The organism is Micromonospora sp. WMMD735 (assembly GCF_049178995.1).
Classification (GTDB): Bacteria; Actinomycetota; Actinomycetes; order Mycobacteriales; family Micromonosporaceae; genus Micromonospora; species Micromonospora wenchangensis.
The window spans coordinates 2,547,235-2,561,416 of the sequence record NZ_JBMHMJ010000002.1; the positions used below are offsets into that span (position 1 = coordinate 2,547,235).

8 protein-coding genes are annotated in these 14,182 nt (G+C 70.7%); 1 reads left to right on the forward strand and 7 read right to left on the reverse strand.

From position 1 onward, the window contains the following. Positions 1-3 precede the first annotated feature (3 nt). The 7 genes from ACN268_RS10795 to ACN268_RS10825 form a co-directional block, all read right to left on the reverse strand. Positions 4-1,314 carry a salicylate synthase gene (locus ACN268_RS10795; protein WP_421483038.1) on the reverse strand — a complete coding sequence of 437 codons (1,311 nt, stop codon included), beginning with the start codon at positions 1,312-1,314 and terminating at the stop codon, positions 4-6. Next, complete coding sequence (locus tag ACN268_RS10800; protein ID WP_421483040.1) at positions 1,311-2,933, reverse strand: (2,3-dihydroxybenzoyl)adenylate synthase; 1,623 nt, start codon at positions 2,931-2,933, stop codon at positions 1,311-1,313. Before ACN268_RS10800 ends, ACN268_RS10795 begins: the two co-directional genes overlap by 4 nt. 59 nt (positions 2,934-2,992) lie before the next feature. Further along, complete coding sequence (locus ACN268_RS10805) at positions 2,993-3,808, reverse strand: thioesterase II family protein (RefSeq protein ID WP_363656078.1); 816 nt, start codon at positions 3,806-3,808, stop codon at positions 2,993-2,995. A 38-nt stretch (positions 3,809-3,846) separates the two neighbouring features. Then, positions 3,847-8,289 carry an amino acid adenylation domain-containing protein gene (locus ACN268_RS10810; protein ID WP_421483042.1) on the reverse strand — a complete coding sequence of 1,481 codons (4,443 nt, stop codon included), beginning with the start codon at positions 8,287-8,289 and terminating at the stop codon, positions 3,847-3,849. A 98-nt stretch (positions 8,290-8,387) separates the two neighbouring features. Next, a complete protein-coding gene (locus ACN268_RS10815) occupies positions 8,388-10,094 on the reverse strand; it encodes an ABC transporter ATP-binding protein (RefSeq protein ID WP_363656074.1) in 1,707 nt (568 codons plus the stop codon). Further along, positions 10,091-11,869, reverse strand: a complete 1,779-nt coding sequence (locus tag ACN268_RS10820; protein ID WP_363656072.1) for an ABC transporter ATP-binding protein — start codon at positions 11,867-11,869, stop codon at positions 10,091-10,093. The genes ACN268_RS10815 and ACN268_RS10820 overlap by 4 nt, the downstream gene beginning before the upstream one ends. An 8-nt stretch (positions 11,870-11,877) precedes the next feature. Continuing rightward, complete coding sequence (locus ACN268_RS10825) at positions 11,878-13,410, reverse strand: MFS transporter (protein WP_421483043.1); 1,533 nt, start codon at positions 13,408-13,410, stop codon at positions 11,878-11,880. A gap of 102 nt (positions 13,411-13,512) precedes the next feature. On the opposite strand from ACN268_RS10825, the gene ACN268_RS10830 reads away from it, so the two are divergent. After that, positions 13,513-14,181, forward strand: a complete 669-nt coding sequence (locus tag ACN268_RS10830; RefSeq protein WP_363656068.1) for a TetR/AcrR family transcriptional regulator — start codon at positions 13,513-13,515, stop codon at positions 14,179-14,181. The last annotated feature ends 1 nt before the right edge of the window (position 14,182 follow it).

A 14,182-nucleotide genomic window follows, 5' to 3' on the forward strand; every position in this document is an offset into this window, starting at 1 on the left:
GGCTCACCCTTCACTGATCACCAGATAACCGGCGATACAGCCCAGCTTCTCGCAGGTCTCCTCCAGCTCACGTTCCGGTCGCGACTGCCCGACGACGCCCGCCCCGGCGCGCAGCCACGTCACCCCGTCACGCGAGTAGGCGCTGCGCAGCACCAGCGCGGCATCCATGCTCCCGTCCGCGTCGACGGTCACCACCGCGCCGGCGTAGGGTCCGCGCCGCTGCGACTCGAGCCGGCCGATGGCCTCGTACGCGGCACGCTTCGGCACGCCCGACGCGGTGACGGCGGGAAAGACCGCCGCCAGCGCCGACCAGGCGTCCCGGCCCTCCGCGAGCCGTCCGGTCACCTGGGAGCCCAGGTGCTGTACCGAGCCGCGTTCCTTGACCGTCATGAACTCCGACACCGCGACCGTGTCGGGGCGGCACGAGCCGTGCAGTTCCTCCACGGCCGTCCGCACCGAGATGGCGTGTTCGTGGATCTCCTTGGCGTCGGTCAGGAGTTGCCGACGCAGTCGCACGTCGGTCTCGGCATCGCCGGACAACGCCCGGGTGCCGGCCAACGGTTGGCTGACCAGTGTGCCGTCGGCATCGACCCGCAGCACGATCTCGGGGCTGAAGCCGAAGACCTGCAGGCCGGACATGGCGAGCAGGAACGACCGGGCAGGTGTGTTACGGCGGCGCCCTGCCATGAAGCTCGCCGGGAAGTCGATCTTCTCCGGCACGCCGACGACCCGGGACAGCACCGCCTTCTCCAGCTTCCCCGCGTTGATGTCGCGGACCACCGAGGCGACGGCCTCCTGATACTCGTCAGTGGCGGCCGCCAGGTCGACGCTCGCCCGCCCGGCCGGGCGTCGCGGCTGCGACGTCGGGTCGGCGAGCCGGCGCTCGACCGTGTCCAGGTCCTCCGCCGTGAGGCTGCGTACGGTCGCGTGGGAGCCCTGCAGACGGACCTCGACCGCGGGAACCAGCAGGTGGGCCAGCACCTCGTCGGCCGGTTCCAGTCCCGCGAGCGCCGCCCCCAGTTCGAAGGCGCACCATCCGTACGCCCGCCACCCGGCAAGCGGCAGCTCGTTGAGAAACCGGCGGACGGGGACGAGCGGGTCGCCCTCCCAGGGTGTCTCGACGGTCTGTCCGTCATAGACGCACCGCACGGTCCTCGGGCCGACCACGACCTCGGCCGCGGTGCCACAGGCAACCTGCCAGCCCTCTGGTGACTCATAGACCACGTAGTTGTCGAAGATGTCCGCCACCGCGACGGCGCAGACGATGGGCTCCTCGGTCGTTTCGACAACTGCGGTTCGGTAGTGCCTGGTCATCGGGCTCCTCCTCCGATCAACTGGGCAACGGCCCGCGCGGTGAGCGTCTTCTTGTCGATCTTGCCGACCGCCGTGACAGGCAGGCGGTCGAACACGACGAGGCGGTCGGGCAGCTTGAAGCCCGCGACGCCACGCTCGGTCAGCGCGCTACGGATCTCGTGCAACGCCGGGGGGTGTTCCGCGCCACGTGGCACGATGCAGGCGCAGGTCAGCTCACCCATGTCCGGGTCGGGCACGGCCACGACCGCCGCGCCAGCCACTGCGGGCATCGTCATCAGGAGTTCCTCGAGCTCCTGCGCCGGGACCTTCTCGCCGCCCCGGTTGACGACATCATTGATCCGCCCCACCACCTCCAGATGGCCGGTGGGCCGCGACAGCACGACGTCGCCGGTGCGGAAGAAGCCGTCGCCGGTGAAACGGACGCGGTTGAACCCGGGTGCCCGGTAGTAACCACGGAACGTGTACGGCCCCCGGGTGAGCAACTCGCCGGGTTCCCCGGTCCCGACCTCGGCGCCGTCCGGCCCGACGATCCTGATCTCGTCGCCCGGCGAGAGCGGGCGGCCCTGGGTGGTGAGCACCAGGTCCTGCGGGTCGTCGAGTCGCGTGAAGTTGAGCAGTCCCTCGGCCATGCCGTACACCTGTTGCAGACGGCAGTCGAGCCCCTCGCGGACCCGCCCCGCCGTCACAGGGTCGAGCCGTGCGCCGCCGACCTGCAGCACCTGGAGCGAGGAGAGGTCCTCCGGCATCCACTCGGCCGCCTCCAGCCAGAGCGGCACCATCGGCGGCACCAGGGAGGTGATGGTCACCCCGGCCGACTCGATCAGGGAGAAGCAGTCGTCGGGCGACGGCGACGGCGACAACACGGCTACGCCGCCGGCCCGCAGCACCCCGAGTACTCCCGGGCAGCCCAGCGGGAAGTTGTGCCCGACGGGCAGCGCCGCCAGCAGCCGGCTGTGCGGACCCACGTCGCACACCTCGGCGCTCGCGCGCAGCTGGTACGCGTAGTCCGCGTGGGTCCGCGGGATGAGCTTGGGCTTGCCGGTGGTGCCGCCGGACAGCAGGAACATCGCCACGTCACCGGGCTCGGGCGGCGGGGTCGTCCGGGGCTCGGCGTCGACCTCGGCGAGCGCGGTGAAGTCGCCGGGTTCACCGGCGATGAAGACCTCGGTGAGCGTCGAGCACCGGGACCTCACCTCCGTGGCCATCAACCGGAAGTCGTGGCCGAGCACCACGTCGGCGCCGACGTAGGCCCGGGCACCGGAGACCTCGACCAGGTCGACGATCTCCATCGTTCGGTGTGCGGGGAGCGCGAAGACGGGCAACGCGCCGATCCGCAGCAGCGCGAGGGTGCAGACGACCAGATCGATGTCGTTGGGCAGTTGGACGATCACCCGGTCGTCCCGCCCGATGCCCCGGTCGAGCAGTCCGGCAGCACGGCGCTCGGCCGCCCGGTCGAGTTCGGCGTAGGTCAGGGTGCGTTCGGCGGTCACCAGAGCGCAGCGGGCGGCGCGGCCGGGGTCGTCGGCAGGCCATCGGCCGAGAACCTCGTCCGTCCAGTAGCCCGCCTCCCGGTAGGCGTCGGCCGTCTCGTCGGGCCAGGGCACACAGTTCTCGAGCACGCGGCTTCCCCTCTCTGTACGGGTTCGATCCGGTGACGGTGGTGTTCGGGGCGATGTCGCTACGGCGCGGACGGCAGCGCGACGATGGCGGTCACCGCCGAGCGAACAGCGGTCATGGTGCGGGCCAGCACCGGACCGTTGGGGTCCAGCAGCGCGAAGTGGTCGCCCGGTAGCGCACACACGTCGAACTGGCCGGTGGTGACCTCGTGCCACGCCGCGACCTCGGCCGCGTCGGCCTCGGGATCGTCGCTGCCACGCAGCGCCGTGACCGGAATGGCGAGCGGGCGGTGTGCCGGTGGGCGGTACGTCTCGATCAGCCGGTAGTCGCTACGGATCACCGGTAGCAGCGCGCCGAGCAGGGTCCGGTCACGTAGTACGGCCTCACCGGTGCCCCTGAGCCGGCTCAGGTCCGCGATCAGCTCGTCATCGTCCTCGCTGTGCAGGGTTGTCCGGCGCAGCCGGGCCGGACCCGGCTGGCCCGAGACCACCAGCCCGGCCGGCGGGGTGCCCAGGGCGGTCAGGCGACACGCGAGCTCATAGGCGACCGAGGCACCCATGCTATGTCCAAATAGGACAGTTGGACATGCCGAAAGGGAGCCATGGTCGGTCATGACGGCGGGCAGCAGTTCGGCGACGAGGCCGGACATCGTCACGTGGGCCGCCTCACCGTAGCGGTCCTCCCGGCCCGGGTACTGGGCCACCAGAATCTCCACGTCCCACGGTGCGTCCACCGCCCACCGGCGGAACTGGCTCGCCGAACCGCCCGCGTGCGGCAGGCAGACCAGGCGGGCCCGGGCGTGACGGCGGACGGCGAACCGGCGCAGCGGTCCGGCGGTCGCCGACGTACGGGCATCGGTTGTCGATGTCGCTTCCATTGAATCCCCCATGTGCTGTCGGATGGGTCGCTTGGCGACTAGAGCACGCCGGATTCGAGCTCCTCGACCGCGTTGCCGGCACCCACCCGCTCGGTGATGAGGCGGCACATCCCGGCCACCGTCGGCGCCCTCAGGACGTCGCCCATCGGCAGCGCCGCGCCGAACCTCGATCGGATCTCGGAGAGCATCCGGGTCGCGAGCACGCTGTCGCCACCGGACTGGAAGAAGTTGTCGTGCCTACCCACGCAGGACAGTCCGAGCGAGCGCCGCCACAGGTCGGCCACCGCCTCCTCGATCGGGCCCTGGGGCGCCGAATGCCCCGGACCGGCCGCCGATCGGTTGGCCGAGACCAGTCTCAGCGCGGCACCCCGGTCCACCTTCCCGTTGGCACTCAGCGGCAGGGCGGACGTCACGACCAGCCGCCCCGGCACCATGTGACCGGGCAACCGCTCGGCGGCCCACTCCAGGACGTGCCCGATGTCCACGGCCGGCGCCCCCTCGTCGAGGCACGCCGTGAGCAGAACCGCACCTTCGCCGTACCGCACGATCTCGCCGGCCACGAACCCGGCCGCGGCGAACCCCGCCAGCCACGATGCGACCGGCGGACCGACCCGGCGGGGACCGTTGCCGCGCAGCAGAGGACCGAGTACGACTGCGGAGAGGCTGTCGTCGGCGCCGGCCACGACGAACACCCGGGCACCGGGACGCAGCATCGGCCGGATACCGGCCAGCACCACGGCGGGCGAGGCCATCGCGAACGCGTCGTTGATCAGCCCGACGTCGGCGCGGTGCAGCAGGTCGTCGGGCACCGTCACACCGTCCTCGCAGCGCACGGTCGCCCCGCCCGCCCGGCCGGCGAGCCGGGCACTCGCCGCCGCCAGCGCCTCGGGAAATCGGCTGACCAGCACGTAGGTCGTCCCCTCGGCACCGACCGCGTCCGGGCTGACCGCCATCAGCAACTCGGCGGTCCGGCCGCCGTGCGCGTCATACTCCACCACGACGCGGGAGGCGCCCGGCGTTGCGACGGCCGCGTCGGCGGCGGAACCCACCGCCCGGAGACCGAGGGACACGCCAGGGCGGTCCAGCCCCTCGGGCGAGAGCGCCGGGTCGTCCAGCAGGGCCGCCTCATCGGCCTCACCGGCCAGTACCGTGGCCAGCAGTGGGCGGGCCCGGTCGAGTGCCGCAGCCTCGGTACCGGCACCGCCCGGCGTCCCCTCCGGCTGGCGCAGAGCGCGGATCCTTCCCGCCTCGATCCGGACCACGTCGCGCTCGGACAGGAAGGCGAGCCACGCGGTCAGCGCCTCACGATGTCCCGCGGACACCGCTAGGGCGTCGACCTGCACCGCACCGGCGCCGGCCGCGAGATCGGTGAGGAGCGCCATGAGCGTGGCCTCGGCATCGGCCCCGGCATCGGCGCGGGGTTCGGCGGCCGGGCCGGGTGGCGGCAACGGATCAACCGCCGCGGTCGCCTCGACGACCAGCGCGGCCAGTCGGTTGTTGTGCTCGCCGTCGGCCACCGCGACGACCCGCGCCACACACGGATGCGCGGCGATCGCCGCCTCGACCTCACCGAGCTCGACCCGAAAGCCGTTGACCTTGACCTGATGATCGGTCCGTCCGAGGAACTCCAGGGTGCCGTCCGGCCAGTAGCGCCCGAGGTCGCCGGTGCGATACCAGCGCATGCCCGCCCACTCGACGAAGCGTTGCGCGGTCAGGCCCGGGTCGCCACGGTATCCCTCGGCGACACCGTCCCCGCCGATCCACAACTCGCCGGGTACCCAGTCCGGGCAGTCCCGGCCCACCAGATCGACCACGCGGTAGCGCTGATTGCGCAGTGGGGTTCCGTAGGGTATCGAGCGCCAGTGCGCCGGGACGGATTCCACCACGAAGGCGTTCGACCAGATCGCCGCCTCGGTGGCACCACCGAGCGCGACCAGCCCGCACCGGCCGCCGGTCTGCTTGGCGAGGCGCTCGGGCAGGCTCAGCCGGACCCAGTCGCCGGAGAGCAGCGCCAGCCGCAGGGACGGGGGCAACGGCTCCGGATCGGCAGCGGTCAGTAGCATCTCCATCAGCGCCGGCACCGAGTTCCACACCGTCACCCGGTGCCGGGCGCAGAGCTCCAGCCAGCGGGTCGCGTCCCGACGCTCGTCCTCCGCCACGAGTGCCAGGGCCCCACCCACGGCGAGCAGGCCGAAGATGTCCCAGACCGACAGGTCGAAGTCGAGCGCCGACACGGCGAGGACGCGGTCGTCATCGCCGATGTCGAAGCGTTCATTGACATCCTCCACGGTGTTGACCGCCGCACGGTGGCTGAGCTGCACCCCCTTGGGCTCGCCGGTCGAGCCGGAGGTGAAGATGACATAAGCGGGGTCGTCGGGCTCGCCGGCCGCCGGCGGGGCGGGTCGTTGTCGTAACGCCTCGGCGATCAGCAGCTCGGGAATCCCGGTGGGATCAGCTCCGCCGCTGCCCGGACCGGCGGCGAGCAGGGCCGCCGCGCCGCAGATGGCGGCGATCCGGGCACGACGGGCCACCGGCTGGTCGACGCCGACGGGCACGTACGCCGCGCCGGCAGCGAGGATGCCGAGCACCGCAGCAATCTGGTCGGGCCCCTTGGGCGCGGTCACCAGCACGGTGTCGCCGCGGCCGATCCCCCGCGCCCGCAGGCAGGCGCTGATCCGACAGGCGCGGTCGGCGAGTTCGCCGTAGCTCATCCGCCCGTCCTGGCCCCAGACCAGCGCCGTGCGGTCGGGGTCGCGTGCCGCCCGGGTGAAGAACCCGTCATGTAGCCGTTGTCCGCTGTGCTTGCGGCAGGAGCCGTTGACCTCGGCACGACGCGAGCGGGTCACCTCGGGAAGCTCCACGGCGGCCCCGACGGACCAGTCGGCCGTGACCAGCGTGCGCAGCAGCTCGACATAGGCGGTGTGCATCTGGTCGAGCACCCCGTCGGGGAAGAGGTTCTCGACCGCATCCCAGGCGATCATCAGACCACCGTCGCGGGTCAGGTAGACCTGGTTGTCGAGCCACACCTGGGGCGTCTGGGAGAGCATGAACGTCTGGTCGCCGAAGCGGTCGGCGAAGGCTGTCGGTACCAACGGGGTGTCCACGTTGCAGGCGAACACGACCGGCGCGGTTCGGGGAGAGGCCGGGTCGGCGCGCAGCAGTTCGCGCAACACCTCGACTCCGTTGTAGGCGCTGTGGTCGAGATCCCTGTGCAGGCGCTGCTGGATCACCCGGGCACGTCCGGCGAAGTCGGCGGCGGCACCGAGGTCGACCTCGAGCAGGGTGAGGCTGGTGAAGTCGGCGATGAGATGCGACACGTCGGGGTGGATCTCCCGGTCCCGGTCGAAGAACGGGATGTTGACCAGGAACCGTGGGTCGCCGCTCCACCGTGACAGGATCTCGGCGTACGCCGTCAGGAGCAGGGTGGCCGAGGTGACCCCATACGCCGCGGCGCGCTGTCCGAGCGCCGCCCACTCGTCCGGGCAGAGCTGCCGGACGCGGCGGACGAAACGGGTCGTGCGGAGCAGGCTGGGCTCGACCGCGAGGGGCAGATGCGGAGCGCCCGGCAGATCGGGCAGCCTGGCCTGCCAATAGTCTCGGGCCGCCGCCCACGCCTGCTCCCTGACCGGAGCCCGGCGGTGCAGGTAGTGGGAGAAGGTCAGGCTCAACGGGGGCAACCGTTCACCCGCATAGAGGGCGGCCAGGTCGGCGAGGAGCAGTCGGATGCTGTGCACGTCGCAGACCAGCAGATCGATGTTGAGGTGGAGGCGGTCGGCGCCGGGAAGCCGGCTGACCTGGAGGTCGACCACCTCCCCGCGCTCCACCGCGAGGCGTCGGTGCGACAACGATTCGCGCAGCCGCCGGGACTCCGCTTCCACCTCGGCCGGTTCGGTCGCACGCAGGTCGTGCACCTCGGGACCATCCCAGCCGGACTCGGCGGCGATCGTCTGTGTGCCGTCCTCACCGAAGACCGCACGCAGCATGGCGTGCCGCGCGAGCAGCGCGCGGAACGCCGTTCCCAGCAGCTCGACATCGACGCCGGTAGCCTCGAACTCGAGGTAGGCATGGCATCCGACACCACCGAGGGGCTGGTCGTCCCCACGGCCCACCCAGTACGCCTGCTGCACCGGGGTGAGCGCGAACGGGGCCTCGGCAGCAGGCTCACGCTGAACCGGCTGGGCACGGGCGGACCGGGGCGCGGGTGCGTCGCCCAGCAGGCGTACCCATGCCGAGATGGTGGGATCGGCGACCAGCTCGGCGAAGCTGGCTTTCCTGCCGGATCGACGCAGCCGGTTGGTGAGCCGCATCAGATGCAGCGACTGGAGGCCCAGTTCGATCAACGAGGAGTCGTCGTCAGCGGAGGTCAACGACACCCCCAATAGCGGGGAGATAAATCCTCTCAGCTCGTCGGCAACCCCCGGTAAATGGGATTTGTGATCTCCGGGATCATCGCTCTCGGGATTCGCGTCCGCCGCCGCCATCCGGAACCTCCTTAGACGCCCAGCCCTCACGGAGCTTTGACTCTAATAAGATTCCATCCTAGCATGAGCATTGACGCTCGTAAATGGATTAACCCCCGTTAAGAGTTGCTGTGCGCCACGGCCCAGAAGTTCGCATACCGACCCCCTCGCGCCAGTAGTTCGTCGTGACTGCCAGACTCGACAATACTTCCCTGATCAACAAAGTAGACCTGGTCAACATTGCGCACAGTTCGCAGGCGGTGCGCCACCATGATCACCGTCCGGCCCATCATCAAACCGTCAAGAGCGCCCTGAACTGCGGCTTCACTGACCACGTCGAGAGCGGCGGTCGGCTCGTCGAGCAGGAGCACGGGCGCGTCCTTGAGTAGCGCCCGAGCGATCGACACCCGTTGACGCTCGCCGCCGGACAGCGCGACACCGCCCTCACCCACCCTGGTGTCCCACCCCAGGGGAAGACGATTTATCACCTCCTGAAGGTTCGCCGCCCGCGCCGCCGCGAAAAGCTCCTCATCGGACGCGTCCGGACGACCCATCCGCACGTTCTCAGAGATCGTCCCATCAAAAAGGTAAACATCTTGAAAAACTATCGACACATGCCCCGACAACTGTGCCGACCCGAGTCCTTTCAGGTCCTCACCGCCGAGCCTGATCGCACCCGAATCTGGATCATGAAAACGGGCGATGAGTTGGAGAATGGTGCTCTTGCCGGCACCGGACGGTCCCACGAATGCGACCCGTGCGCCCTCGGGGATGACGGCCGAGACGCCGTGCAGCACCTCTCGGCCGTCGCGGACGAACCTGACGGTGTCCAGTTCGATGTCGCCACCGCGCACCGGAGCCGGATCGGCAGGCTCCGGCAAGGTGGGCGTCGCGAGCACCGCGTCGATCCGCTCCAGTTCCTCCCGGGAGTTGCGCAGTTGACCGGCGAGATCCGAGAGCGACAGGAGCGGGTCGACGCACCGGGTCGCGAGGATCAACACGACCAGCAGGTCGATCGCGCCGATCCCGTCGCTGAGCGCCAGGCCGGCACCGAGGACGAGCAGGGCGGTCAGCCCGGCCTGCACCGTGAGGGAGAGCGCCAGCACGCCGGGGATCGCCTTGATCGCCGCACGTCGCCCGGTGCGTTGCTGCTCGGCAAGGGCCGAGTCGAGCAGCCCGTAGCCCCTCCCGGTCGTGCCCCCCATCCGCAGGACGGGCTGGGCCTGCACGTACTCCACCACCCTGCTCGCGGCGTCGTCGGCGCTGACCGACCGCTCGCGGTCCAGGTTCGCGGTCGTACGATTCGTCCAGACCTGGGCCAGCAGGATCAGTGGCGCCGTGGCCAGCGCTGCCAGCGCGAGCCGCCAGTCGACCAGAAAGAGCACGAGCGCCACCGTCGCCGGCGTCGCCACCGCACCGATCATCGGCTGGAGCCGGTGCGCCGGCACCGCCATGGTCGACAGGACGCCCCGACTGGCGAGCATGCCGACCTCACCGAGCCGCCGGCGGGTGAACCAGCCGAGCGGCAGGCGGGCCAGGTGGTCGCCGAGCCGGTGGTGCAGGCCCCGGGACAGGGCCGCCCCGGTGCTGAAGCCGGCGACATCGCTGCGGAACCGCAGCACCATGGCGACCGCCACCGCACCACCGAACGCGGCGAGCCACGGCCAGGCACCCGAGGCATCACCGGCCAGCAGCGCCCGCAGCAGCGGGATCAGCAACGCATAGGCCAGCCCTTCGGCGACGGATGCGACAGTGATCAGGACGAGGGCACGGTTCAGCGGGCGTACGTGGTCAGGCCCGAGGATCCGGGAAAGCAGGGCGATCACCACGTGGCTCCTCTCGGTGGCGCGACGGCTTCCGCCGCCACGGTTGCCCCTGTGGGTGTCTGCTGGGCACGCCACATGGCGGCGAGCAACCCGTCGGCGGCGAGCAACCCGTCGAAGGTGCCCCGCTCGGCGATCCGGCCGTCCGCCATGACCAGCACAAGATCGGCATCACGGATCGTCTCGAGCCGGTGGGCGATCACCACCCGGGTACGCCGGTTGTCCGCGCCGTCTATCGCCGCGCGGGTCTTCGCCTCGGTCGCCGGGTCGGCGAACGCGGTGGCCTCGTCCAGCACGAGCACGGGAGCGTCGAGCAGCAGGGCCCGCGCCACCGAAACCCGCTGGGCTTCGCCGCCGGAGAGTCCGGCGTCCTCGCCGACCACGGATTCGTAGCCGCGGGGCAGGCTGTCGAGGTGCGCGTCGATTCCCGCCTCGCGTGCGGCCCGCACCACCTCCTCGGGGCTGGCCGTCGACGACGCGAGCGCGATGTTGTCGGCGACGGTGGTGCGGAGCAGCCGGACGTCCTGCGGGACGAACGCGACCTGTCGATAGAGCACGGAGGGTTCGATGTCGCGGACATCGACGCCGCCGAGCAGCACCGATCCGGTGGTCGGGGTGAGGAAACCGAGCAGCAACTGCGCGACGGTGGACTTGCCGGCACCGGACGCGCCGACAACGGCCACCTTGCTGCCGGGCGGAATCACCACGTCGAGGTCGCTGAGCACCGTGCGCTCCCCGTCGTAGCTGAAACTGACGTTGCGCAGCTCGATGAGGTGACCGTCGGGGATCCGCGGCGTCGCCGGGCGCGGGGCGGGCGGCACCGCCAGGACCGCTCCGATCCGGACCGCTGCCCGGCGGGCGGCGTTGACGTTGTCCAGGCCGTGGGCCAGGGCCGCGACGGGTGCCGTGAGCGCCAGGGACAGCAGGAGGAACGGCAGCAGGTCAGCCGGGGCGAGGGTGCCCGAGCCGATCATCGCGGTACCGCCGACCAGCACGACCAGCAGCACGAACATCGGTGAGAGCACCAGGGTGGCCAGTGAGGCGAGCCACGCCGCACGGCCCACCCAGCGCAGGAAGAGTTGGGCGAAGTCGTCGGCGGCGGCGACGAACCGCCCGTGCGCGCGTCCGCCGCCACCGAATGTCTTGACCACGGCGATGCCCTCGACGAACTCCACCGCCGCGACCGCGATCCGCCCCATCGCCGCGTCCACCTCGAGCTCGTCGCGTTTGCGTCGCTCGGTGGACAGCGCGCGACGCAGCACGAGCCCGACCAGAACCGGCACGAGGGCCACCAGCGTCATCCGCCAGTCGATGGTGGCGAGGTAGACCAACGACAGGACCGGGACCACGACAGCCGAGGTCAGCTCGCCAGGGGTGTGGGCGACCAACGTGTGCAGATCGTTGACGTCGTTCTGGACGACCTGGTTGAGGCCACCGGAACTCTGCCGGGAGAACCAGCTCATCGGCACCTCGGTCAGCTGCCGGGCGAGCATTCGACGCAACGAGAGCTGCATGCTGCTGTCGGCCGCGTGGGCAACCGCCGAGGCCAGTGCTCCCGCGACCAGCCGGACCAGCAGGCCGGCTGCGGCGACGGCCACGACGAGCCAGATCCGACGCCGGTCGGGCGGCCCCGCAGCGAGCAGCTCGCGGCCGAGCTCCACCACGGCCAGATAGGGCACCAGGCCGCCGACGGCGCTGACGACCTGCAGGAACAATGCACCGGCGAGCTGGTAGCGGTGGGGGCGCAGTAGCTGCCACAGCCGGGTCTGCTCAGCCATCGGAGTCGTCACCTCGATTCGCTGAGGGGTGAGGCAGCACGGTCCGAGAGCGGCCCGGCGGGCGCAGTCGTCGTCTCGGGGGAAGACGACGCGGCGCCGCGCCGGACCGTCGGCCCACCGGCCGGAAGGCCGGCGGCCCGCTTTCCAGGGAGAACGAACAGTGCCACGAGGGCGGCGACGAACAGCAGCGCGCCCGACAGTGTGAGGCCGACGCCGAATCCATCGGTCAGCGCGTCCAGCGGCGGGTCACCGGCGGCACGGCGGTGGGCCGTGTACGTGGCCTGCGCGGTGACCAGGGCGGCCAGGCCGAGGGCACCGCCGATCTGACGGGAGCTGTTGAGTACGGCCGAGGCCATGCCGGCCTCGTGCCGGGGCAGACCACCGACTGCGGCTCCGGTCAGCGGCACGAACGAGATGCCCATGCCCAGGCCGGTGAGGATCGAGGGGCCCAGCAGGTCGGCCACGAAGCTGCCGTCGACGTCGAGCGCCCCGAACCAGGCGAAGCCAACCGCGGCGAGCAGGCCACCAGCCACCAGCAGCGCCCTGGGACCGGTCCGGGGAAGCAACCGGGTCGAGATGTTGATCGCCACCACCACGGTGAGCGTCAGCGGTAGGAAGGCGGCACCGGCGCGCGCCGCGTCGAAGCGCAGCACCTCCTGCAGATAGAGCGAGATGAAGTAGAAGGCCGCGAACTGACCCGCGCAGAGCAGCAGGATGAAGAGGTTGGCACCGGCGACATTGCGCTTGGCGAGCAGGCCGAGCCGCACGAGCGGGTCGCCCTTGACACCCCGGTTCTCCCACAGCACGAAAAGCACGAGCAGCAGCACGGCCGCACCGAGGGTGAGCAGGGTCGTGGTCGAAGCCCAGCCATGCTGTTCGGTGCGGACGAGCCCGAGCACCAGGGTGCTCACACCAGCGGTGACCAGCACCGCGCCACCGATGTCCAGCTTCCGACCGAGCGGAGCGCTGAGCAACCCACCCGGCACGCTCGCCAGGGCGAGCAGGAGGACGCAGGCGGCCATCGGCACGTTGACCAGCATCACCCACCGCCAACCCGCGTACTCGGTGAGCAGGCCGCCACTGAGCACCCCGGCCGCACCGCCCACAGCCGAGACCGCAGCGTAGACGCCCAGGGCACGGATGCGTTCCCGGCCCTCACGCTGGGTCAGCGTGAGCACGGCGAGGGCGGCCGGCGCCATCATGGCGGCGCCCGCGCCCTGCAGGGCCCGGGCCATGATCAGCTGCCACGGCGCCTGCGCCAGGCCACCCATCAGCGAGGCGAACGCGAAGAGCACCGTGCCGCTCAGCAGCAGGCGGCGCTGGCCGAACAGGTCGGCCGCGCGGCCGCCGAGCATGAGGAAGCCGCCGAACAGCAGGGCGTAGATGTTGACGACCCAGGGCAGCTGAGTCTCTCCGAAGCCGAGATCAGCATCGAGCGAAGGCAGCGCGACATTAACGATTGTCATGTCCAGGGTGACCATGAACTGCGCCAGGGCAACCGCAGCCAGCGCGCCACCCCTTCTCGGCTCCGTCTGAGCCATACGCACTCCCTCGGTGTTTTCTTACAGACAAGTTATACGCGTACGATAACTATACGCCGCGGGGTGGAACCACCGCCACCCCCCTGACGCCAAGGAGCCGCCTTGCAGCCCACCTCCCCCATCCGTCGCGCCAAGATGGGTCGACCTGCCCGCATATCCCAGGAAATGATCTTGGAAAAGGCGCAGGCCATCGTCGACGAGGAGGGCGTGCAACACCTCTCGATGCGCCGCTTGTCGCGTGAACTCAAGACCACCCCCATGGCCCTGTACCACTACGTCCGCGACCGGGACGCGCTGCTACTGATGCTGCTGGCCACCAAGACCGAGAGCACACCACTGCCCGACTTCCCTGCCGAGCCCCGCGACTACCTCCTCGCCGCAGCACTGCACCTGCACCACCTGCTCGACGGCTGCCCGTGGCTCGACGAGATCCTCGGATCGCACGACCTTGTCGCCGTCGTCACGCTGCCGATGGTCGAGCACCTGCTGGAGGCGGCCAGCCGGTGCGGTCTCGGCCGGCAGGAGGCGGTCGAGCTCTACCAGCTTCTCTGGAACTTCGTGGCTGGCGAACTGATGGTCAACGTGGGGGCTCGCCGGCAGGACCAGTCGTCGCGCCGCCATCAGCTACTCACCACCCTGCCCGCCGACGATTACCCCCACCTGGCCTCGCTCGCCATGGAGTGGAGCGGGCTGGTGTCCCGCGAATATCTGCGGCAAGGCCTCGCCGGCATCATCGACGGCGTGCTCCACGGCCGCACCAACGCCGTCTGAC

Excerpts from the sequence above, each read along its gene's own strand:
- ACN268_RS10825 (WP_421483043.1), bottom strand. The coding sequence starts at position 13,410 with ATGGCTCAGACGGAGCCGAGAAGGGGTGGCGCGCTGGCTGCGGTTGCC.
- ACN268_RS10805 (WP_363656078.1), bottom strand. The coding sequence starts at position 3,808 with ATGGAAGCGACATCGACAACCGATGCCCGTACGTCGGCGACCGCCGGA.
- ACN268_RS10820 (WP_363656072.1), bottom strand. The coding sequence starts at position 11,869 with ATGGCTGAGCAGACCCGGCTGTGGCAGCTACTGCGCCCCCACCGCTAC.
- ACN268_RS10810 (WP_421483042.1), bottom strand. The coding sequence starts at position 8,289 with ATGGCGGCGGCGGACGCGAATCCCGAGAGCGATGATCCCGGAGATCAC.
- ACN268_RS10795 (WP_421483038.1), bottom strand. The coding sequence starts at position 1,314 with ATGACCAGGCACTACCGAACCGCAGTTGTCGAAACGACCGAGGAGCCC.